The organism is Gelidibacter sp. (assembly GCF_035515035.1).
GTDB lineage: Bacteria > Bacteroidota > Bacteroidia > Flavobacteriales > Flavobacteriaceae > Gelidibacter.
This window is the reverse complement of record NZ_DATJCA010000049.1, coordinates 1-22,973: the sequence shown is the minus strand read 5'-3', so window position 1 is coordinate 22,973 and position 22,973 is coordinate 1. Positions and strand designations below refer to the sequence as shown.

17 protein-coding genes and 1 pseudogene are annotated in these 22,973 nt (G+C 37.4%); 10 read left to right on the top strand and 8 right to left on the bottom strand.

The window, feature by feature from the left end:
- The 5 genes and pseudogenes from VLZ86_RS04440 to VLZ86_RS04420 form a co-directional block, all read left to right on the top strand.
- Window positions 1-333 (top strand): annotated as a pseudogene (locus VLZ86_RS04440) (DNA ligase-associated DEXH box helicase); the annotation flags it as partial.
- Window positions 330-1,922: an ATP-dependent DNA ligase gene (locus VLZ86_RS04435; RefSeq protein WP_325449149.1), complete on the top strand. Its 1,593-nt coding sequence runs from the start codon at window positions 330-332 to the stop codon at window positions 1,920-1,922. The pseudogene VLZ86_RS04440 and the gene VLZ86_RS04435, both read left to right, overlap by 4 nt.
- The gene (locus VLZ86_RS04430) at window positions 1,919-4,378 is read left to right on the top strand and encodes a ligase-associated DNA damage response DEXH box helicase (protein WP_325449147.1); all 2,460 of its coding nucleotides are present in this window, start codon (window positions 1,919-1,921) and stop codon (window positions 4,376-4,378) included. Before VLZ86_RS04435 ends, VLZ86_RS04430 begins: the two co-directional genes overlap by 4 nt.
- A complete protein-coding gene (pdeM, locus tag VLZ86_RS04425; RefSeq protein ID WP_325449145.1) occupies window positions 4,375-5,025 on the top strand; it encodes a ligase-associated DNA damage response endonuclease PdeM in 651 nt (216 codons plus the stop codon). The genes VLZ86_RS04430 and pdeM overlap by 4 nt, the downstream gene beginning before the upstream one ends.
- 66 nt (window positions 5,026-5,091) lie before the next feature.
- Window positions 5,092-5,229, top strand: a complete 138-nt coding sequence (locus tag VLZ86_RS04420; protein ID WP_325449141.1) for a hypothetical protein — start codon at window positions 5,092-5,094, stop codon at window positions 5,227-5,229.
- Window positions 5,230-5,326: 97 nt separating this feature from the next.
- Here the strand turns inward: VLZ86_RS04420 and VLZ86_RS04415 are convergent, their stop codons facing one another.
- From VLZ86_RS04415 to tsaD, 6 genes are all read right to left on the bottom strand, one after another.
- Window positions 5,327-6,508, bottom strand: a complete 1,182-nt coding sequence (locus VLZ86_RS04415; RefSeq protein ID WP_325449139.1) for a THUMP-like domain-containing protein — start codon at window positions 6,506-6,508, stop codon at window positions 5,327-5,329.
- 35 nt (window positions 6,509-6,543) lie between these two features.
- Window positions 6,544-7,632, bottom strand: coding sequence for an AI-2E family transporter (locus tag VLZ86_RS04410; protein WP_325449137.1), 1,089 nt, complete (start codon window positions 7,630-7,632; stop codon window positions 6,544-6,546).
- A gap of 89 nt (window positions 7,633-7,721) precedes the next feature.
- Complete coding sequence (locus VLZ86_RS04405) at window positions 7,722-8,228, bottom strand: TrmH family RNA methyltransferase (protein WP_325449135.1); 507 nt, start codon at window positions 8,226-8,228, stop codon at window positions 7,722-7,724.
- 230 nt (window positions 8,229-8,458) lie between these two features.
- Window positions 8,459-9,127, bottom strand: coding sequence for a DUF4159 domain-containing protein (locus VLZ86_RS04400; RefSeq protein WP_325449133.1), 669 nt, complete (start codon window positions 9,125-9,127; stop codon window positions 8,459-8,461).
- Between the two features lie 132 nt (window positions 9,128-9,259).
- Window positions 9,260-9,964 (bottom strand): 16S rRNA (uracil(1498)-N(3))-methyltransferase, encoded by a 705-nt coding sequence (locus VLZ86_RS04395; RefSeq protein ID WP_325449131.1) that lies wholly within the window; start codon window positions 9,962-9,964, stop codon window positions 9,260-9,262.
- Between the two features lie 21 nt (window positions 9,965-9,985).
- Entirely contained in the window at window positions 9,986-11,008 is a 1,023-nt protein-coding gene (gene tsaD / locus VLZ86_RS04390; RefSeq protein ID WP_325449129.1) for a tRNA (adenosine(37)-N6)-threonylcarbamoyltransferase complex transferase subunit TsaD, read from the bottom strand.
- A 94-nt stretch (window positions 11,009-11,102) separates the two neighbouring features.
- Between tsaD and VLZ86_RS04385 the strand changes: the two genes are divergently transcribed.
- The 4 genes from VLZ86_RS04385 (at window position 11,103) to VLZ86_RS04370 (ending at window position 18,684) form a co-directional block, all read left to right on the top strand.
- Window positions 11,103-15,524, top strand: coding sequence for a translocation/assembly module TamB domain-containing protein (locus tag VLZ86_RS04385; RefSeq protein ID WP_325449127.1), 4,422 nt, complete (start codon window positions 11,103-11,105; stop codon window positions 15,522-15,524).
- 134 nt (window positions 15,525-15,658) lie between these two features.
- A complete protein-coding gene (pfkA, locus tag VLZ86_RS04380) occupies window positions 15,659-16,645 on the top strand; it encodes a 6-phosphofructokinase (protein ID WP_325449125.1) in 987 nt (328 codons plus the stop codon).
- A 90-nt stretch (window positions 16,646-16,735) separates the two neighbouring features.
- Complete coding sequence (gene gap / locus VLZ86_RS04375) at window positions 16,736-17,737, top strand: type I glyceraldehyde-3-phosphate dehydrogenase (RefSeq protein ID WP_325449123.1); 1,002 nt, start codon at window positions 16,736-16,738, stop codon at window positions 17,735-17,737.
- An 80-nt stretch (window positions 17,738-17,817) separates the two neighbouring features.
- Window positions 17,818-18,684, top strand: a complete 867-nt coding sequence (locus VLZ86_RS04370; RefSeq protein ID WP_325449121.1) for an N-acetylglucosamine kinase — start codon at window positions 17,818-17,820, stop codon at window positions 18,682-18,684.
- Between the two features lie 123 nt (window positions 18,685-18,807).
- Here VLZ86_RS04370 and VLZ86_RS04365 read toward each other — a convergent pair whose 3' ends face one another.
- Both VLZ86_RS04365 and VLZ86_RS04360 read right to left on the bottom strand, forming a co-directional pair.
- Window positions 18,808-19,188, bottom strand: coding sequence for a Rid family detoxifying hydrolase (locus VLZ86_RS04365; RefSeq protein ID WP_325449119.1), 381 nt, complete (start codon window positions 19,186-19,188; stop codon window positions 18,808-18,810).
- Window positions 19,189-19,257: 69 nt separating this feature from the next.
- Window positions 19,258-22,020, bottom strand: coding sequence for a putative LPS assembly protein LptD (locus tag VLZ86_RS04360; RefSeq protein WP_325449117.1), 2,763 nt, complete (start codon window positions 22,018-22,020; stop codon window positions 19,258-19,260).
- An 88-nt stretch (window positions 22,021-22,108) separates the two neighbouring features.
- On the opposite strand from VLZ86_RS04360, the gene VLZ86_RS04355 reads away from it, so the two are divergent.
- On the top strand, window positions 22,109-22,973 hold an 865-nt coding region (locus tag VLZ86_RS04355), incomplete at its 3' end, for an N-acetylmuramoyl-L-alanine amidase (RefSeq protein WP_325449115.1).

Genomic DNA, 22,973 nt, shown 5'->3' with positions numbered 1-22,973 from the left:
ATCATGCCTCCCGGATTATTGGGATCAAAATTATTGAAAAAAATTCCCAATGCGGCTACTGCAATTTGTTCCGGATGGATGCAGATTAGAGGCAACAGACGTTGGCAAGCCGTGGATGCTGGATTTGCAGTAAGTGATCACGCCGATTGGAATGGTCTATTATCTGCCGTAAAAGCCACCGAAGCGGAGACGGTATATGTCACTCATGGGAGTCAGGCAACGTTTTCAAAATATTTGAATGAAATTGGAATTCGATCGGAAGAAGTGAAAACGGAATACGGTTCAGAAGACGGTGATAAGGAAATAGTAACCGAAAAACAGGACATCTCATGAAGCATTTTTCGGAACTGATCAGCGCCATTGAAATCACCAATAAAACCAATTCTAAAATTGATGCATTGGTCGATTATCTGAAAGTTGCTCCAGAAAAGGACAAACTCTGGATCATTACTTTATTTACGGGAAAACGTCCATCACGACCTGTTAAAACGTCCTTAATGCGGCAATGGTGTCTGGAAATCACCGGATATCCGGAATGGCTATTTTTAGAAAGTTATAGCAATGTGGGCGATTTAGGTGAAACCATCGCTCTCATGTTGCCTGACCCAACCCATAAAATTGAAAAATCCTTGAGTGATTGGATGGATGAATTGATTGCCTTGCGACCAAAAACTGATGCAGAAAAAAAGATTTACGTGCTCAATGCTTGGTCAGGCTTGGAGATGCAAGAACGACTGATTTTTAATAAATTGATCGGTGGAAGCTTCCGAATTGGGGTGTCCAAAAAAACATTGGTCAATGCCTTGTCTAAATATTCTGGAATTGATGCGAATCAGCTCATGCACAGTATTATTGGAAATTGGGATATCAACAGCATCAGTTTTGACGATTTGGTCCAAGGAGAACACATCAATTATGATAACTCCAAACCTTATCCGTTTTGTCTTGCGTATGCTTTGGAAAAGGAATTGCCGGAGTTGGGTATTCCTGCTCAATGGCAAGTAGAATATAAATGGGATGGCATTAGAGGTCAAATAGTCAAACGGAATGGCGAGATTTTCATCTGGTCAAGAGGCGAGGAATTAGTGACGAGCCAATTTCCAGAACTGGTGAGCGCCATGGAGATATTTGAGGATGATTTTGTGATTGACGGCGAGATTTTAGCGCTCAAGGACAACGCTGTTTTGTTGTTCAATGATCTGCAGAAACGACTGAATAGAAAAAATGTCAGCAAAAAAATGTTGGAAGAAATTCCGGTTGGATTTTACGTATATGATGTTCTCGAATGGAATGGGCAAGACATTCGCACAAAACCACTGACTTACAGACGTCAGATCTTAGTTGATTTATTGACTTCTGAAACCTTGCCAAATCAAATCGTAATTTCCGAGATCATCACTTTCAATCATTGGAATGAATTGGATGCGATCAGGAATCAAGCACGCGAATACAACAGCGAAGGTTTGATGCTAAAACAGAAAAATTCGCCTTATCATACCGGACGTAAAAAAGGCGATTGGTGGAAATGGAAAGTCGATCCGCTAACGATTGATGCCGTCATGATTTATGCGCAAAAAGGCAGTGGAAGACGGAGTTCAAAATATACCGATTATACTTTTGCAGTTAAAAAAGACGAGGGTTTGGTGACGGTGGCAAAAGCCTATTCAGGGCTAACGGATGTAGAAATAACCGAAATTTCACGATTTGTCAATAAAAATGCCATCGAAAAGTTTGGACCGGTTCGAACCGTTAAACCGGAATTGGTATTTGAAATTGCCTTTGAAGGCATTGCTTTGAGCAATCGGCATAAATCTGGCGTAGCTTTAAGATTTCCTCGAATTTTAAGATGGCGTCGCGATAAAACCGTCGCCGATATTGATACCATTGAACAAGTAAAACAACTAATCATCAATCCAATTTGAAAAACGTTCAGGACTCACAAGGCTATCAAATTATTAGCGATTGGATGCGCGAAAAAGGGCAGAAGCCCTTCAATTTCCAGTTGCAAACCTGGAATCAATATCATAATGGCTACAGCGGGATGGTTGTGGCACCTACAGGATTTGGAAAGACATTTTCAGTGTTTTTGGCTGTAGTTATAGATTATCTCAATCAGCCAGAAGCCTATAAAAAAGGCATGAAATTGCTTTGGATAAGTCCGCTGCGTTCCCTCGCAAAAGATTTGGCCAAAGCGATGACTATCGCCGTAGAAGAAATTGGCTTGGACTGGCAAGTGGAAGTTAGAAATGGCGATACGCCACAAAAGGAACGGCGCCGACAGGAGCGTTTAATGCCTGATGTATTGTTGACCACGCCAGAAACTCTTCACATTTTATTTTCCCAAAAAAACAATTCCCGATTTTTCAAAAGTCTGCATTGTGTGGCCGTAGATGAATGGCATGAATTGTTGGGTTCCAAACGCGGCGTGTTGACAGAGTTGGCAGTTTCTAGATTGTTGAGTCTTTCCAAATCCATAAGAATCTATGGAATAACCGCTACCATCGGAAACTTAGATGAAGCGCAAAAGGTGTTGATTCCCTATAGAAACATCAAAACGAAGCGTATTGTTGCCAAAGAGAAAAAGAAGATTGACATCATTACCGTGCTTCCCGACGAAATTGAGGTTTTGCCCTGGGCAGGCCATATGGGTGTAAAAATGGCTTCTAAAATTATTCCGATTATCTACCAAAATAACACGACGCTAATTTTCACAAACACCAGAAATCAAAGTGAGATTTGGTATCAGCAAATTTTAAAGATTGAACCCGATTTGGCGGGACAGATTGCCATTCATCATGGCTCCATCGATGCGCAATTACGGAACTGGATTGAAGATGCTATTTCTGACGGGCATCTCAAGGCAGTGGTGTGCACATCATCTCTAGATTTAGGCGTAGATTTTAAACCTGTGGATTGCGTGATCCAAATTGGCTCACCAAAGGGCATCGCACGATTTATGCAGCGGGCGGGGCGTAGTGGGCATTCACCTTATGAAACTTCTAAAATTTATTTTGTGCCCACGCATTCGTTGGAATTGATTGAAGCTTCTGCACTAAAACAAGCCGTAAAGGATAAACGTATTGAGGCCAGAGAACCGATGGTGCTCACTTTTGATGTGCTGATTCAATATTTAGTGACCCTAGCAGTGGGCGAAGGTTTTAATGAGAAAGAGCTTTTTAAAGCCATTCAAAAAGTGCACGCCTTTCATTATATGACGCCGGACGATTGGCATTGGGCCTTGCATTTCATAACAGAAGGCGGGAATACGTTAAAATCTTACGAAGAATACCACAAAGTCATTTTGGATGAGGATGGGCTGTACAAAGTAAAAAGTAAGCGGATATCTATGCTGCACCGGATGAATATAGGTGCCATAGTCAGTGATGCCATGTTAAAGGTAAAATTCTTCTCGGGAGGTTATATTGGTATGGTTGAAGAATATTTTATTTCAAAGTTGAAACCCAACGATCACTTTATCTTGGCGGGTCGCGTTTTGGAAATGATCACCATAAAAGACATGACGGTACTGGTGAAACGGAGTAAACGAAAATCAGCAATTACGCCAAGTTGGCTGGGTGGACGTTTACCATTATCGTCTTATTTAAGTCATTATCTGCGCGAGAAACTGTCAGAATCCTTACATCCAAAAACTACAGAAAAAGAACTAAAGTTTTTGCATCCGCTGATTTCGCAACAGGAAAAGAACTCACACATCCCCGGAAAGGACGAATTTTTAATCGAAATGATTGAAACCAAAGACGGGCATCATGTCTTTATGTACCCCTTTGAAGGCCGATTGATCCACGAAGTGATGGCGGCTTTGATTGCTTACCGTTTAAGTTTGATCAAACCTTTGACCTTTACCATTGCCATGAATGATTATGGCTTTGAATTGTTGAGTGATCAGGCCATTCCCATTAATGAGGATACGATAAAGGAGCTTTTATCTAAAGAAAATTTAATGGAAGATGTTATTGGTAGTATCAATGCCTCAGAAATGGCGTCCCGTAAGTTTAGGGATATTGCCGTTATTTCAGGTTTGGTGGTTCAAAGTCAACCCGGAACGCGGAAAAACAACAAAAGCTTGCAATCCTCTTCAGGATTGATTTTCAGGGTTTTGGAAGATTACGAGCCTCAAAACTTATTATTGCGCCAAGCCTACACCGAAGTTTTTAATGAACAATTGGAAGAAGTCCGGTTAAAAGAGGCCTTTGAACGTATTTCCAAAAGTAAACTTATCCTTAAATTTGCAAAATCTTTCACCCCATTAAGTTTCCCTATAAAAGTGGACAGTTTACGCCAATCCTTAACCAGTGAGGATTTGGATGCCCGCATTAAAAGGATTCGAGACGAGGTGTTGAAGCAAACGCAAGTATGAGAATTATTACCAAAGACATTACGGCTCAACATGAAGTTTTGACCCTTACCAATCAACGTGCACTTTTTTGGGAGAAGGAGAAAACGTTGGTCGTATCGGATTTGCACATTGGCAAAACGGCACATTTCAGAAAGGCGGGAATTCCTATTCCCTCAGCTATTTTGGACAATGACTTGACCAGGTTGAAAGGTTTGATCGATCATTTTGAAGCAAAAACGGTTTTAGTTGTGGGCGATCTTTTCCATGCCGAAAACAATACTGATATTAACCAGTTCCAAAATTTCCTACAAGACTATCAGATGGTTAATTTTGAGCTTATAAAAGGTAATCACGACAGGTTAACGAATAGTTTTTACGAATCGTTGGGAATTACGGTTTTCAAAACGCACAAAGATGTTGGTTCAATCAGATTTGTACATGACGAACGGCACTGCGGCGAGGATATTTTTTGCATTTCAGGGCATACCCATCCTGGAGTGACAATTAAGGGTAAGGGAAAAGTATTTATTAAACTTCCCTGTTATGAAGTTTCTGAACACCGCTTGATACTTCCAGCGTTCAGTGAATTTACAGGATTGAATACGAAAAGAACGGTGGATTCTGCCGTTTGTTATGGTTTTACTGCGAAATCTGTATTTGAGATATGATTTTTAGTTTTAGCGCACACCTCGATTCTTAAATAGAATTATATTTAAAACTTAAAATCTAAAACAATGAAAAATCTATTCAGAGCGCTTGCTGCAGGTTGGGGAGCGAAAAAATTAGGAGGTGGTAAATGCGGATGTATTGGTACCATCATCTTATTCATTATTATATATGTCCTACTTGGACCAGTCTTTAATATGATTTAATTGGATTTCTTATAGCACGAGAACATTGGAAAATATTTATCTGAAATACAAATAAAGACCACTCATTTTTTTGTTAAACAATTTCAAGTGGCTTTTATTAATCATTTTTTTTGCAGATTAAAACTATTTTCTCATTGTCGATATCCGTAGTAAAGAAAAGATAATCATCGCCACCATCTTTAATTTTAAATGCATTCCGAATATTTTGAACCGTATCCGGGAAATTTCGTGTCGTTACATTGGCCTTCTTAATGTTGAGCTTTTTTATTTGCTTTTTGTTATACGGCACTACTTTCTCTATTTTAAATGTCCTTCCTGGAAATGCAATCAATTTTTCACTAGTATATAGATGGGAATGTTTATGAAGTTTCGTCACGCCGAAACTTTCAGTCAAAGAGTTGAACCCACCAGATTTCATAATAGCTGAGTTTGGTTCGTAGAGATAGATGAGTGGTTCACTGTGGATAATCTCAACTTCGGCTTCATCTTCGTGTAAAAATTCAAATTGTTCATCACCGCCTTTTTTTAGGTTAACAGTGGTGATTTTCACCTTCCCAGTAAACCCATGTTCCAAAACCCATAGCAATTCCTTGACCTCATTATTGACTGCAATGATATGGATGGTCTTCACATTTACCAATTCATTCAGACCAATGCTGATATCCAATAACGGGGACGTTTTTATGAGGATATTTTTTGAACGTGACCATAATATGTCTAATTGTTCAGGAATATTTGGAAGACAATCTTTTAGAAAAAACACTTTGCCCTTACTATCATGACGTCTAGAAGGATCGACATAAATCCAATCATAATTTTTTTCTGTATTTTGAAGAAAAGAGATGCCGTCTTCAGAAATTGTCGTGATGTTATTCACATTAAACATGTCGAAATTGTGCGTGACCATTTTACTGAGATCAGCATTTAGTTCGCAATGTGTCACGTGTTTGAAAACTTTTCCAAAATAATAGGCATCAACGCCAAATCCACCTGTAAGATCAATTAATGTATTTCCCGAAATTAAACGCGATTTATAGTTGGCGGTAAGTTCTGATGAAGTTTGTTCAATATTGAGTTTATTTGGGTAGTAAATATTGGACTGCTGGAACCAAGATGGTAGTTTTTTTTCACATCTGCTTTTGGATTCAATTTGTTCAACAACTTCTGCCGCGCTAACTTCAGGGAATGTAACACCTTTTAAAATCAGGACTGTGGGGTCTGTTTTAAGATTTTGATTGATGTAATTTTGGACATCAGGATCTAAAATGGCAGAATTCATCGCATAAAATTTAAATGCAATATTAGCTATTACACTTATAGATTCTTGGTCAATTGCTTAACGATTTTGTATTCTGATAGAAATTCCTTTGAAATAACCTTTAAGGTGGTGTAAAAAGGCACGGCAATGATCATTCCAGGGATCCCAAAAATCAAGCCTCCGATAATAATCACAAGAAAAACTTCTAGCGGATGGGAACGCACACTTTTTCCAAAAATTATAGGCTGAGAAAAGAGATTGTCAATCAATTGCGCAATAGTCACCCCAATCAGGACTTTGAAAAGAAGTGGTAATAAATCTGTTGAAAAATCAACGCCTAGATTATTAGAGACCACCACCAAAATCATGACTACGCCACCAAGAAGAGGCCCCAAATACGGCACAATATTGAGGAATGCACAAATAACTGCAATGGCCAAGGCGTTTTTAACGTCTAAATTTAATAATAACAAAAAATAGAAAACGCCCATAATAGAGGTTTGAATCATTAGTCCTATAAAATATCGAGACAACAGCTCTTTCGCTTTATCCAAAACTCTTAAAAACCGACGTTCTTTTCCTTCTTCGGCAAAACTGGCCACGGCGTTGGAAATCATTCGATCATCCTTTAGCATAAAGAATGAAATGAATAAAACTGAAAACACTCCTATGAGAAATTTACCGATATTATTCACAAAAACATCTACAAAACTCACCACAAACTCAGAGTCAAAATTTTGAACAAATTCTGTACGTTTGACAGCTTCTATGATGTTGATCTTTTCCACGCCCAAATATTCACTTGCTTGAATGCTCAGTTCATTCAAATCGGTTTTGACCATTTCAAAATCTATTTCTGAAATATTTTTACTCTGCTCTACAATTATGGGAACAAAAAGCCATAAAATCAAAGCAAAAAATCCTCCTATCAATAAAAGCGTTATAAAAGCGGATAAGTTTTTTCCTAATTTCAACCGATTCTTAAAAAAATAAACCACAGGCCTGAAAATAAGTGAGATAATCCCGGCTATAAACAAATAAAGTAATAAGGATTGTATTTTATAAAGGAAGAATAGTAGAATAATGATGCCAAATACAACAGCTAATGCTTGTAAAATACCTTTTGAAATCGTTTTTGCTTTCATTTTTTAAATATAAATCAAAATTAGGACGCGGTTGCTAGATAAATTAACGTAATTAAAATTTAGTTATCATGGCTCATAAATTTATGAAATTATTTCTCTCTTAATTGTTTTGTAATTTCATAAAGTGCAATATTAGTCGCTTGTACAACATTCATACTGCTATTTTGTCCAAACATATCTATGTGAACGGTATGATTTGACAGTTCTAATAGTTCTTCAGAAATCCCAAAATTTTCATCACCAATTAATAAAATTATCGGTTGTTGGGTATTCAAATCCATAGTGATAAGAGGTGTGCTGGAATCGGTAATTTCTAATGCGATAATTTGATATCCTAGTGTTTTAAAATTCTTGAGAACTTCTTCGGGGTTTTCATCCCATGCAAAATTGACATATTTTTCTGTCGCTCTTGAAGTTTGCCCCATCTTCCTTCCAAAAGGGATCGGAGTACCGCAAAAAATCAATTTTTCAATTCCAAAAGCATCTGCAGTTCTAAATAAACTACCAATATTTGCCGCATTGGTGACGTTTTCACAAACCAAGGTGATGGGAAAGGTGTGAGGAGTAAATTTAGAATTGTAATGGGTGAGCTGCATAGGAATGGTATTTACGATTGTTGATTTGGAGTTGGCGAATATGTTTTGTTATGAGTTAACTTACGAGGACAGCTGTATAATAGGAATTAAGGCTTGGCAACATGGCAATAAATAAAAGGTAACTGCACGTCCTGACTTCATTGGCAATAGTGAAATTAATCAATTCATCCAAAAATTAGTGATATTTAGTGACTTCCGTGTCTAACAACATCAAAAAGCCCAAAACCCGCTTAGTTTTCAAAGACATACTTAATTATATTAGCACCCATTTTTAACGCTTTTTCTCTGACTTCAAATGGGTCGTTATGCACTTCTTCATCTTCCCAGCCGTTTCCTAAATCACTTTCATAAGTAAATAAAAGGACTAATCTATCATTCTCAAAAATGCCAAATGCCTGTGGTCGTTGGCCATCATGTTCATGAATTTTAGGCAATCCCTCAGGAAATTTAAATGCCGAACTAAAAATGGGATGTGTTTTTGGTAATTCGACCAAATCCTTATTCGGAAATAATTTTTTGAGTTCCTTTACCAAGTAAGGCTGCATCCCGTAATTGTCATCAATATGCAAAAATCCACCAGAAAAAAGGTAGTTTCTTAAATTTTCAATATCATTCTCACTGAAAAACACATTCCCGTGTCCGGTCATATGAATAAAAGGAAACTGGAAAATATCGGGACTATCAGGTTCCACCGTTTCGGGCTTGGGATTGATTTTAGTATTGATATTAAGATTGCAATAAGAAATCAAGTTAGGCAAGGAGGTAGGGTTGGCATACCAATCGCCACCACCTTTATACTTTAATACGGCAATTTCCTGTGCTTGCAAAAATGAAGTTGTACTTATTGCAAAAAATAAAATGGCGAAAAGATGCTTTGATATGGTCACACTAAATCTCATCCTCCAAAAATAGAAATAAAAACGGTTTAAAAATATGACATGAATTGAAACTTATACATACCGATTGCAAATGTTGATTTATTTTATTTAACACCCATAACTACACTAGTTTACATCTATTAAGTCAAGTTTTCATTCATTTACAAAAGCAATGCTATGACAGGCTACAATAGCGGCAGTTTCTGTCCGTAAACGAGTGTTACCGAGAGTAACAGGTGTGAATCCTGAGGCCACTGCGGCCTTGATTTCATTAGAACTAAAATCACCTTCAGGACCAATCAAAATAAGTACATCAGTTTCAGGTTGCAAAGCGTTTTTTAAAGAAGTACGTTCTGTTTCTTCACAATGTGCAATAAACTTCTGTCCGTTGAATGGATGCGTTATAAAGTCTTTAAATAAAACGGTTTCTTCTAATACGGGCATATAATAATGTAAGGATTGTTTCATGGCCGCTTGAAGGATTTTCTCAAATCTATCCATTTTAACAACTTTGCGCTCGCTGTGATCGCAAATAAATGGAGTGATGGTGTCCACGCCAATTTCAGTGGCTTTTTCTAAAAACCATTCGTAGCGATCGTTCATTTTTGTTGGTGCTACCGCCAAATGGACCTTGTAGTTACGAGCCGGTTCAAACGCTTTGGAAATTATGGACGCCACACAGTTTTTAATATCGGCATTGGTGATTTCAGCAACAAATAACCAACCTTTCCCATTGGTAATCTGGAGTTCATCTCCACTATTTTTACGAAGCACCTTTACAATATGTTTGCTTTCATCTTTTGAAAATGAAATTTGCGAAGTGCTCTCGTCAATATCAGGATTATAAAATAATTGCATTGAAGTATGGGTTCAGTCGTATTAAATTTTGAGTCGAGAGGATGCCGTGATATCTTGTTGAGCAAAATCGCCTTCAAGAAATTTCAAATATCCAACTATGGCAATCATTGCAGCATTATCTGTAGTGAATTCAAATTTGGGCACATACGTGGTCCATCCAAATTTGGCCTCACCATCTTTCAATGCTTGTCTAATGCCGGTATTTGCTGAAACGCCTCCGCCAATAGCAATATGATTGATTCCCGTTTGCTTTGAGGCGAGCTTCAATTTATCAATCAAAATTCCGATGATTGTATATTGAATCGAGGCGCAAATATCGTTCAAGTTCTCCTCAATAAAATTTGGATTTGCTTTGGTTTCTTTTTGAATAAAATAAAGAATGGCCGTTTTTAATCCTGAAAAACTGAAATTCAAACCTTCCACTTTAGGTTTGGTGAATTTATACGCCTTTGGATTGCCCAGTTTTGCGCGTTTGTCAATTTCAGGACCGGCCGGATATCCCAATCCCAAAATTTTTCCACTTTTATCAAACGCTTCACCAACAGCATCGTCAATGGTTTCTCCTATAACTTCCATGTCAAAATGAGAGTTGACTTTTACTATTTGCGTATGTCCACCAGAAATGGTCATCGCTAAAAATGGAAAAGGAGGTTTGTTAAATCCATCTTCATCAATAAAATGTGCCAAAATGTGGGCTTGCATGTGATTGACATCAATCAATGGAATGTCAAGGCCATAAGCCATCGATTTAGCGAACGACGTGCCCACCAATAAAGACCCCATTAATCCGGGGCCACGAGTGAACGCAATAGCATGCAGTTGGTTTTTGTCAACATTAGCGCGTTTTAGAGCCTGTTGAACCACCGGAACAATGTTTTGTTGATGCGCTCGTGAAGCCAATTCAGGCACGACGCCACCATAAGCTTCATGGATGCTTTGACCCGCTACAACATTACTCAGGATTTTACCGTTATACATTACAGAGGCTGCAGTATCATCACATGAAGACTCAATTGCAAGAATATAAATATTTTGTGTTGCCATTAGTAAGAATTAGGCACAATAATTGTTAATTTTGACTTCAAAGTTATAACTTTTAAAACGCATCAAAAAACTTTTAAAAATAGCATCCAAAATTGTGGCAATAATTGTATTGCTATTCATCATTTTGGTGCTGGTTCTCTCTATTCCACCTGTTCAAACTTTTTTGGGCAAAAAAGTGACCAAACGCATCAATGATGATTATGGTACACATATTTATATCAACAAAGTGGGGCTTCGATTTAATGGCGATGTGGAAGTTAAAGGTATTTATATTGAAGATTATAAACAAGATACTTTAATAGGGATTGAAACCCTGAATACTTCAATTCGCAGTTACAGAAATCTTTATAATAATAAATTAACCTTTGGTGATATTGATGTTAGAGGTTTAACGTTTAATATCAGAACTTATTTAGGTGAAGAACAGACTAATTTGGATGTATTTGTGGCGCGGTTTGAGGAGGACAATCCGAGACCTGATAAGAGTAACTTTTTACTTTCTTCTAGCGATGTGTCCATTTATGGAAGTACCGTTAGAATGATCAATGACAACAAGGAAAATGCTACAATTCTTGAGTTTAACAATCTGAACCTTAATGCTACCAATTTTTTGATCAATGCCAGCGATGTGAGTGCACGTATTAATACCCTCACTTTTAAAGACAGCAGGGGATTGATGGTGAAAAATATGGTTACCGATTTTGAATACACTTTAGATCATATGACCTTTGCGGATCTTTCCATAACCACACCCAATTCCTTTCTAAATGGCGATTTGACATTTAAGTACAAGCGTGAAGATTTACAGGATTTTACCAATAAAGTTGAAGTTGTCGCCACGTTTAAGGATTCTGATGTCATGCTCAATGAATTGAATACCTTTTATAATGAATTTGGGGTTGAGGATCATGCAAGATTCAGCGTGAATTTGAGTGGGACACTTAATGACCTGACCATGATGAACCTGAGACTCAATACCAGCAGTCAAACGAAGGTTTATGGCGATATCAACTTTAAGAACTTATTCAATAGTGAGAGTAATACTTTTGAAATGGATGGCGATTTTAGCAATCTTTCATCCAACTATTACGATTTAAAATCACTCATGCCAAATGTCTTGGGCGCTTCCATCCCGAGCATTTTTTCAAAGTTGGGTGGTTTTACAATTTACGGAAAAACTAAAATTACATCCACTGACATTGTTGCCGATTTAAAGATCAATACAGCACTTGGACATATTGAATCCAATCTCAATTTATTGCGATTTAATGATATTGACAACGCTAGTTATAAAGGTAATGTGGTTATTGAAGATTTTGATCTTGGAGAGATTTTGAACGATCCAAATATAAAAGAAACCACCTTTGACATGGAAGTAGACGGAAAGGGTTTTACGTTAGAGAATTTAAAGACCAATATTAAAGGGCATGTTTTTAGTCTTAATTATAATAATTACAACTATAGAAATATCGATATTTCTGGACAATTGGGGAATAAAATATTCAATGGCGATTTAGTTTCTCAGGATGAAAATTTGAAATTTAAATTCAACGGGTTGGCAGATTTGTCAAAAGAAGTCAGCTCTTTCGATTTTATTGCGCAAGTTGAATACGCCAATTTAAGAGCGCTCAACTTTGTTAGAAAAGACAGTATCTCCATTTTTACTGGTGATATTATGATGGATATGGATGGCTCAAATATTGATGACGCCTACGGTAAACTTAATTTCAATAATACAACCTATACCAATCAAAACGACACCTACTATTTTGATGATTTTGAAATCACTTCAAGATTCATTGATAATGAACGCCTTGTTGAAATCAATTCTCCAGATATTATTGAGGGACAGGTGAGTGGTATCTTTAAGTTTAAGGACATTGGTAACCTGGTAAAAAACTCCATAGGAAGTATTTATACCAATTATGTTCCACATAAAGTTCAAACCGATCAATATCTTGACTTTAACTTTACTATCTATAATAAAATCGTCGAAGTGTTTTACCATGATTTAGAGCTTGGTAAAAACACATTTGTAAAGGGACGTATTGAGAGTGATCAACGCGGATTTAATTTGTCCTTCAATTCACCTAAAATAAAATTGCTCGACTATTTTGCCAATGATATTCAGGTCACAATAGATAACGGAAATCCTCTTTTTAACACCTTTATAGAGATAGATTCCATCAACACCAAGTTTTACAACGTCTCAAAATTCAATCTCATCAACGTTACGGTAAGGGACACACTGTTTATCAAATCTGAATTTAATGGAGGAAAACAAAATAACGACCATTACGATTTAAGCTTGTTTTACACGATTGATGAAGACAATAAATCTGTGGTTGGTTTTAAGAGGTCTAATATCACCCTTAAGGAGAATGATTGGGTTATAAATGCAGAAAAAGACCAGCTTAATAAAGTAGCTTTTGATAGAGATTTCAGTGAGTTCAACATTTCTGATCTCGTTTTCAGTCATAAAGATGAAGAAATTCAACTTTCAGGTATGTTACGGGATTCTACTTATAAAGATATCAAGCTCAGTTTTATTGACGTGGATCTCAATAAAGTGACGCCCACTTTAGATAGTCTTAGTTTTGGTGGCATTTTAAACGGTAAACTGGATATCCTCCAACAAAACGGCGTGTATGTCCCAGATTCAAACTTGAGCATTGAAAATTTCACGTTTAATGAGTATATGCTGGGTGATCTAAAGGCGGATATTGTGGGGAACCAATCGCTCACCAATTATACTGTGGATTTACTTTTAAGGAATGACAATTTGAAATCATTGGACGTCAAGGGAAATATTGACGTTAGCGCAACCAATTCCAATATTGATCTGGACATCTCATTTGATGAATTTGATTTGGAACCGCTCAATGTTTTTGGTGCGGATGTCATCAATAATATTCGAGGATTGGCATCAGGGGAAGTTTCGGTTTCTGGAGAATTGAAAAAACCGCAAATTGAAGGCACACTGATTTTGGATAATGCAGGTTTGGCCATACCGTATTTGAATGTAGATTATGCGTTCGACTTTGATTCAGAAGTCACTTTAAAAGACCAAAGATTTGTTTTTAATGACGTGGTCCTTACAGATTCCGAATTCTTTTCAAAAGCAACATTGAACGGATTTATGTCTCATCATAATTTTTCCGATTGGAAATTAGGTTTGGATATTGATACCAACAGATTATTGGTTTTAAACACTGAAGATGCTGAAGATGCGCTCTATTATGGAACGGCATTTATGAACGGTACGGCAAGCATTTATGGACCAACAGATCAGTTGGTGATTGAGGTGGACGGCAGTACTTCACAAGGTACAGTTTTTAAGATTCCTCTTAATGATGTGGAAAGTTTTGGAGACAATTCGTATATCCACTTTTTAAGTCCAGAAGAAAAAGCCGCCCGTTTAAAAGGAGAAATCATAACGGAGACCCAGGTGAAAGGTTTGGAGCTAAAGTTTGACTTGAACGTCAACCAGAATGCAGATATTGAGATTGTTATTGACAGAAGCTCCGGGAGCACCATTCAGGGCAGTGGAGAGGGTAACTTGTTGTTTGAAATCAATACCAATGGAAAGTTCAAAATGTGGGGTGATTTTTCAGTGTTCAAGGGCATTTATAACTTCTCTTATGGTGGTTTGATTCAAAAGAATTTGGTCGTTGAACCTGGAGGCAGTATTATTTGGGAAGGTGATGCCTTAAAGGCGCAAATTAATTTAAAGGCCATTTACAAAACAGAGGCCAATCCATCGGTGTTGTTGGATAATCCAATTAACCGAAGTATACCGGTAAATGTAGAAATCAACCTGTCAGGACAGTTAGAACAGCCCACTCCAGATTTTAACTTGGCATTTCCAAATGCGAGCTCCACCGTAAGATCAGAATTGGAATACCGACTGGAAACCAAGGAAAGCAGAGAAAACCAAGCACTTTTTCTCTTGGCGACAGGTTCTTTTGCGAGTGAAATCAGTCTAGGCCAACAAGCGTATGGAACCATTGCCGATCGTGTAAACAGTTTGTTTAACGACTTGCTTTCAAGTGATGATGATAAGCTGAAATTAGGCCTTAATTTTCAAGCGGGAGAGCAGACACCTGATTACAGGTCAGATGATCGTTTGGGACTGACCTTAAGCACTAAAATTAGCGATCGTGTACTGTTTAACGGAAAGGTTGGGGTGCCCATTGGTGGTGTCAATGAAACGGTTATTGCTGGCGATGCTGAAATAGAACTCTTGCTGAATGAAGACGGGACTTTATCTGCCAAATTTTTTAACAGAGAAAATAATATTCGGAATTTTGGTGAAGAAATTGGCTATACCCAAGGCGTTGGATTATCTTATAATGTAGAATTCGATACCTTCAGGGAACTGTTAAGAATCATCTTTTCAGGAAAAAACAGAAAAGACAACAAGGCCGTTGAAACTAAAAATGTAGGCACAAGAGAAGAAAATCCGCTTCCAGAATATGTAAAAATGAAGAAGAAAGCTGGGGAGAAGGAAAATTAAACCATCTGTTTTTGAACAATTTCCATTTAGTTATTAACGAAATCGATTGAATTTCATATTACCCTATAAAATATCATAAATCCCGCCATTATTATAATATTTGTTTAGTAATTTTACTTTACTAAAAAATTTAAATGTCAAAAATCATAAAAAAAATTGGGGTTATGACCTCGGGAGGCGACGCTCCAGGAATGAATGCGGCCATTCGTTCTGTAGTCAGAACCTGTGCCTATCATAATGTAGAATGTGTAGGTATCTATCGTGGATACGAAGGTATAATGGAAGGTGATTTTAAGTCCATGGATGCCCGTAGTGTCAAAGGGATTATCAACAAAGGCGGAACCGTTCTTAAATCGGCACGTTCAAAAGCATTCAGGACTCCTGAAGGCCGAAAGTTTGCTCATGACCAGCTTATAAATGCCAATATTGATGCGCTTGTTGTTATTGGCGGAGACGGAACATTCAATGGCGGATTGGTTTTCAATAAGGAATATGATTTCCCGATTATTGGAATTCCTTGTACTATTGACAATGATATTTTCGGAACCACACATACCATCGGCTTTGATACGGCATTAAATACCGTAGTGGACTGCATTGATAAAATCAGAGATACCGCAAGTTCTCATAACCGCTTATTTTTTGTGGAAGTTATGGGACGCGACGTGGGGCACATCGCATTGAATGCTGGAGTAGGTGCAGGCGCAGAAGAAATTTTGATTCCTGAAGAGAATTTGGGTCTTGAGCGTCTTTTGGAATCTCTGCACAGAAGTAAACGTTCAGGAAAATCTTCAAGTATTGTAGTGGTGGCTGAAGGTGATAAAATTGGAAAAAACGTTTTTGAGCTAAAAGATTATGTTGAAGCCAATATGGACGAATATGACGTTAGGGTTTCTGTTTTAGGCCACATGCAACGTGGTGGAGCGCCTTCATGTTTTGATAGGGTCTTGGCCAGTAGAATGGGCGTAAAGGCGGTAGAAACATTGTTGGAAGGAAAAACGAATTATATGGTTGGTTTACTCAATGAAAAAATGGAACTAACCCATTTAAGAGAGGCTGTCAAAGGAAAATCAAAAATTGATCGGGAATTACTACGCGTGTCAGAAATTATGACCACATAAAACTTACTTGGTCATCTTGTGTTTCATGGATGAAGAATGAAAGCGTAGAATAAAAATCAAGAATAATAATATTAATAAATTATATAAAAAATGTCAAATTTAAAATTAGGAATAAACGGTTTTGGAAGAATAGGAAGAATTGTATTTAGAGCAACCTTAAAAAAACCAAATGTAGAAATAGTAGGAATTAATGACTTATTGGAAGTTGAGCATTTAGCGTATTTATTGAAATATGATTCTGTGCACGGTAGATTTGATGGTACGGTGGAAGTAAAAGACGGCCATCTCGTTGTGAATGGAAAAACGATACGTGTAACTGCGGAAAGAGATCCACGTAATCTTAAATGGGATGAAGTAGGAGCAGACGTTGTTGCTGATTGTACTGGAATTTTTACCACTTTAGAAGCCGCAAATTACCATATTGAGGCAGGCGCCAAGAAAGTGGTGATTTCTGCACCAAGTAAAGATGCCCCAATGTTTGTTATGGGGGTCAACCATAAAGAAGTGAAAGCTTCAGATAAAATTGTCTCTAATGCCTCATGTACAACAAACTGTTTGGCTCCAATGGCGAAAATTATGGATGATAATTTCGGTATTGAAGAGGCATTGATGACCACAGTACATGCCACAACCGCGACACAGTTAACGGTTGATGGACCTTCTAAAAAGGATTTTAGAGGAGGTAGAAGTGCGTTATTGAACATTATACCTGCATCCACCGGTGCTGCAAAAGCTGTAGGAAAAGTAATTCCTAAATTGGATGGAAAACTAACAGGAATGGCATTCCGCGTACCAACTGCCAACGTTTCGGTGGTGGATTTAACCGTAAGAACTGTTAAAGAAACTTCTTTGGATGAGATTAAAAAAGCATTTAAGGATGCTTCAGAAGGCGACATGAAAGGTGTGGTTGGCTATACTGACGAGTTGGTGGTATCTCAAGATTTTGTTGGAGAAACAAACACTTGTGTATTTGATGCCGATGCGTCAATTGAGCTAAATTCAAGATTCTTCAAAGTAGTTGGATGGTATGATAATGAATTTGCATATTCTACCAAGTTGGTTGAATTGGCAGAACATATCCATTCTTTATAATTAACCCATATCAATCCGTGTAGGGTCTCTATATTTATATAGATTAGAACTTATACGGATTTTTTTCATTCAATAAACACATGATATTAATAGTTGATAGTGGTTCTACAAAAGCCGATTGGATTTCAGTAGATCATAACGGAAATCAAATTCAGGAAAAAATAAGGACCGGGGGTTTGAATCCAGAAATTCTTAAGGAGAAGAAACTCTACAAGATTATAAGAAAGAGTGAGGAATTGACAAAGATCAAGCGCGACGTAACTCATGTGTTCTTTTATGGTGCCGGTTGCGGAACTGAAAATCCAAAATTACTTCTTAAACGAGTGCTTGAAGACATTTTTGTAAATGCAGAAGTTGAAGTTACAGAAGACACCATGGCTGCCGTAAGAGCTACTTTAAGTCATGATGATGAACAAGCAATAGTTTGCATCTTGGGTACCGGTTCAAATTGCAGTTATTACGATGGCGAAAAAATAGACCAGCGCATACAATCCTTGGGATATACCTTAATGGACGATGCTTCAGGCAATTATTTTGGCAAGCAATTGGTGCGTGATTATTACTTTAATCATATGCCAGAAGCGATCAAAGTATCCTTTGCGGACAAATATAATTTGGATGCCGATTACATCAAATACAATCTCTATAAGCAACCAAGTCCTAACGCTTATTTAGCTAATTTTGCGGAATTCCTCTTTCTCAATATAGATTCAACTTATATCCAGGAGATGATTAAGGAAGGGATGCGGATCTTTGCAAAAAACATGATCTTCCAATTTAAGGAAGAAGTGAAAACAGTTCCCGTTCATTTTGCCGGATCAATAGCATTTTTCGCTAAAGATCAGATCATTGAAATAGCGGAAGAAATGGGTTTCAAAGCAGGAAATTTTGTACGCCGACCTATTGAAGGTTTGGTGGATTATCATACCAGAAAATTCAAAAGCTAAGTTGAAAATCGAATCACCACCTCGGGAATTAAACTCCATTTGAGGGCATTTAATAAAAAAAAGCAGTGTCAGTTTTACAACAACGACACTGCTTTTTTTATGATGTGTTCGTGAACTTTAGGATTATTTCACCGCAATCATACTTATTTCAACATTCACGAATTTAGGAAGATTGGCTACTTCTACCGTTTCTCTTGCTGGAGCAGTGGCTTCATTAAAATACCCCCCATAAACTTCATTGATTTGTCCAAAATTGTTCATATCGCTGATAAATATTGACGATTTAATAACATTTTCAAACGTCATATCCGCTGCAGCCAAAACGGCTTTCAAGTTTTCCATAACTTGTTTGGTTTCTGCAACAATGGAGTCAATAACAAGTTCATTGGTCTTTGGATCAAAAGCTATTTGTCCCGAAGTATATAAGGTATTTCCCGTTAAGATAGCTTGGTTGTAAGGTCCTATTGGTGCAGGGGCATTTGGTGTGTTGATGATTGTTTTCATATGAATTGTGTTTTATTTTTTCCCTGAATTGGGTGTTCTTATTTTAATCTTCCAAATTGAATATCTTACTTATAGTCTTTTGTCAGGAGAACGTTGTTTGTCGTATTTGATATCCTTTAATATACTTGATTTAATTCCGATAAAAAAGTTCCAAGAACTTCGCTCACTGAATGGAATCCAACTAAAATTCATTCTCCAGCTCATGAGATCACGTTCAAACCTAAGTTGCGTATAGGTAAAACCTTGGTTTTTAAAATCATATCCCGAGGAGACACCCACCGTCCAACGCGGCGTCAAATCTATATCTCCTGAAAACATCAAGGAATTAGATGAGATCTCATTTTGTCTTGCACTGTTAGAATAGTTTACTGCCCACGCCACGCGCAAACTCCAAGGAATCGTGAAATTATAGAACTCCGATTTTTCTTCTTTACTTCGGTCTCGATCATCGTCGTCCATGCGTTGATCGGCCAGATTTTGCGGCTTTCCAAATAAATCATCCGCACGCCCACCGCTAAGGACAGATTCATCTATGGCTCTTTGATCAGGCTCTTTTCGTCCTGAAAAATTAGTACTGCTTAGCGAATAGCTTAAATTTAAGCTGGCCGAGGTTAACCTGAATAAACTTCCACCATTGTTGATGTTAAATTTGTCCACACGTCGGTTATTGTTGTCAAGTGCATATGGATCTAAGGTCATTCCAAAATTGACGTTCATTTTATTGTCTAATAACTGAGTTCCACCGGAAACCCTTACCGGACTCCATTGCAAAGAATCGCCTGCAAAATTATAAGAGGAAGACAAGTTTAGGTTATTCAGTAAAATGATTTTTTTAGGCTCAGTTTTGGTAGAATCTTTATCTCTTACCTTGGCCTCAAAATTATTACCTAATGAAAAGCCCATCGAACTTGAGAAGTTTTTATTTGGTGCGCCATAAAGGGATTCTTCAAACCTACTGTATTCCGCTCGAGTCAAATCGCCATTGGCTGTAATATAATCAAAGGAATCATAATACTCATCAAATGCCGGATTGATGTTATAGCTTATGGAAGGCCTCATGATATGTCGGATGGCCTTAATTTTGGTGTCCTTTCCTGGCTTTTGGAAATTGAACATCCCATAAATGGTCGTACCAATGCTGGTGCTGAAATTATAGGTCCTAAAACTGTCAAATCCTGTCAGATCTTCCTTTAACACGGTATTTTCTTCTTGATCATAATATTTTCTGATCGTGTTCAATGTCCAATTTTCCTGAAAGTTTGTATTGGCACTAACACTAAAATGTTTAAAAATCTTAAAGTTCGTAGAGATAGGAATACTTTGCTGCACGCCAACTCTAGCATCCTCAAACATTTCTGCTTTAAAGAAAAGTGAATCTGTAGTTCTTATCCTATTCTGTGCATTGACATTATATTGAAAATTGATATTGTTGATGATTCCTTTTTTAGTGCCAACTTTTGGTGCGAAAGGGAAAATTCGGCTCACACTTCCCTGAAAAGTAGGCAAGGTCATATCAATCTGTTGAGTTCTTGTGTTTTGAGAATGGGTGGCGGTCAAACTGACATTGACCTGTGGTTCTCCAATAAAGGATTTGGAATAGGACACAGATGACGATAAAGTGTTATTCAGAAAGTTAGAGGCATTCATTTGATTGACAGACTCTTGATAATACTTACTACTTCCTAAGTTGACCGATGCTGAAAAACGGGAACTCGGATTCGCTTTTGCATCCTGAGAGTGTGACCAACGGATATTATAGATGGAAGATTTTGAATAATCTGGAAAGCCACGCTCACTGTTGATTAAGCTCTCATATCTAACTCCAAGATTTCCTCTAAATTTATAGCGGACGGCATAGTTGCTTTCCGTTCGGAAACCATAGCTTCCATTAGTATAATAATCACCATACAAGGACAAATCCAAATAATCACTGATCGCAAAATAATACCCTCCATTTTGCAGATTATACCCACGCCTACTGTCCTGACCGAAGGTAGGGAGAAGAATTCCTGAAGTTTGTTTTTGTGACAATGGAAAAAAAGCAAAAGGCAACCCAATAGGGGTGGGTACATTGTAAATATACATATTGGTCAAGCCTGTGACCACCTTTTTATTGGGAACAATCTTGGCTTTTCGCATTAAAAAATAAAACTCCGGATCATCATGGTTCTCTGACGTTGTGAATTTTCCGCGATTGATAAAATAAACCGAATCGTTTTCCTTTTTGGTCACATCTGCAATAATATAACCACCACTTTGTTCCGTTTTTGAATTATAGATCAGTGCTTTTTTGGTTTCTGTATTGAAGATAATCGAATCTGGTTCTACAAGGTTGGCACCTTGTTTAAAAGTAGGGGCCTGAGAATAAACTCCAGCAGAATCTTTTAAACGGCCGGCATAAACCAGGTTTTTATTATGATCAATAACAATGATCCCTGCCTTAATCTCCATGTCTTGGTAGTACACTTCGGCTTCGTTATATAAGGTGGTTTGCTTTAATCGTTGATTAAGCGAAACGTAATCCTTTGCTTTATAGTTGACAACGGCTTCCAGGAAATCTTTCTTTTTTGGAATGGTATCCTTTATTATGCTGTCGGTTTGCTTAATTGTTGCTGTGGGAGTCAAGAGGGAGTCAATGTCAATGGACACCCTCATACTATCATTTTCCGTTTTTGGTAAGATGGGCGTTTGCGTTTTTGGAAGGTCTTGAGACCACCCCAAAGTGTTAATAAACACTGTAAAACTCAGGGTAAAAAGTATATGAAAGCTTTTTGTACGCAACGCTTTTAAGTGTATTTTTGTAAAAGTATGGCTTGGTTTTTGAAAAGTCAAAATTACATATATTTTTTTGTGATTAATTACTATTCAATCAAAATTTAATAATTAAAATAAACCAAGTTTTTTATACGTTTATACATTTATGAGAACGCAATTATATTACATCTTCGTATTAAGTATCAGTTTATTTACTGGTTTTTTAACACCTGCACAGGCCTTTCAAAAAAACAAAGGTCAATTTGTGGTGGTGTTGGATGCTGGTCATGGTGGTAATGATCCCGGCAACGTGGGAAATGGTTATAAAGAAAAAGAAATAGCGCTTAACATCGTTTTAACGGTGGGCAAATCGTTAGAAAAACATCCAAATATAAAAGTGATTTACACCCGTAAAACAGATGTTTTTGTGCCTCTGAGAGATCGTGCGAAAATTGCTAATAATGCCGATGCAGACCTGTTTGTATCAGTACACTGCAATTCGCATCATTCCAGTGCCCATGGGACAGAAACCTTTGTTCTGGGTCTGCATGAAAATCAACGCAACTTTGAAATTGCCAAAAAGGAGAATGAGGTTATTTTTCTAGAGGAAAACTATGAATCCCATTATGATGGATTTGATCCCAACTCGCCAGAATCCTTTATAGGTCTGACTTTAATGCAAGAAGAATATCTTGACCAAAGCACCCAATTGGCCCGGCTGGTACAAGATAACTTTACCAAAACCTTAAAAAGAAATGATAGGGGAGTCAAACAAGCGGGATTCTGGGTATTGCATAATACATATATGCCTAGTATTTTGGTGGAAACAGGGTTTTTGACCTACAAACCGGAAGGTGCTTATCTCAATTCGGCAAAAGGACAAAATGAAGTGGCTTTGTCCATTTACAAGGGGTTAATGGACTATAAAATGATCTTGGATAGAAATGTAGGACAGAATGTTTATAAAGATGTCGCCATTACAGAAACTATCATAGAAGCCGCTAATGAAGAAGTGGACTCTGGAAACAGCA

Bases quoted from the DNA above. Each gene is read 5' to 3' on its own strand.
- VLZ86_RS04435 (WP_325449149.1), top strand. From the start codon at position 330: ATGAAGCATTTTTCGGAACTGATCAGCGCCATTGAAATCACCAATAAA.
- pdeM (WP_325449145.1), top strand. From the start codon at position 4,375: ATGAGAATTATTACCAAAGACATTACGGCTCAACATGAAGTTTTGACC.
- VLZ86_RS04420 (WP_325449141.1), top strand. From the start codon at position 5,092: ATGAAAAATCTATTCAGAGCGCTTGCTGCAGGTTGGGGAGCGAAAAAA.
- VLZ86_RS04415 (WP_325449139.1), bottom strand. From the start codon at position 6,508: ATGAATTCTGCCATTTTAGATCCTGATGTCCAAAATTACATCAATCAA.
- VLZ86_RS04410 (WP_325449137.1), bottom strand. From the start codon at position 7,632: ATGAAAGCAAAAACGATTTCAAAAGGTATTTTACAAGCATTAGCTGTT.
- VLZ86_RS04405 (WP_325449135.1), bottom strand. From the start codon at position 8,228: ATGCAGCTCACCCATTACAATTCTAAATTTACTCCTCACACCTTTCCC.
- VLZ86_RS04400 (WP_325449133.1), bottom strand. From the start codon at position 9,127: ATGAGATTTAGTGTGACCATATCAAAGCATCTTTTCGCCATTTTATTT.
- VLZ86_RS04395 (WP_325449131.1), bottom strand. From the start codon at position 9,964: ATGCAATTATTTTATAATCCTGATATTGACGAGAGCACTTCGCAAATT.
- tsaD (WP_325449129.1), bottom strand. From the start codon at position 11,008: ATGGCAACACAAAATATTTATATTCTTGCAATTGAGTCTTCATGTGAT.
- pfkA (WP_325449125.1), top strand. From the start codon at position 15,659: ATGTCAAAAATCATAAAAAAAATTGGGGTTATGACCTCGGGAGGCGAC.
- gap (WP_325449123.1), top strand. From the start codon at position 16,736: ATGTCAAATTTAAAATTAGGAATAAACGGTTTTGGAAGAATAGGAAGA.
- VLZ86_RS04370 (WP_325449121.1), top strand. From the start codon at position 17,818: ATGATATTAATAGTTGATAGTGGTTCTACAAAAGCCGATTGGATTTCA.
- VLZ86_RS04365 (WP_325449119.1), bottom strand. From the start codon at position 19,188: ATGAAAACAATCATCAACACACCAAATGCCCCTGCACCAATAGGACCT.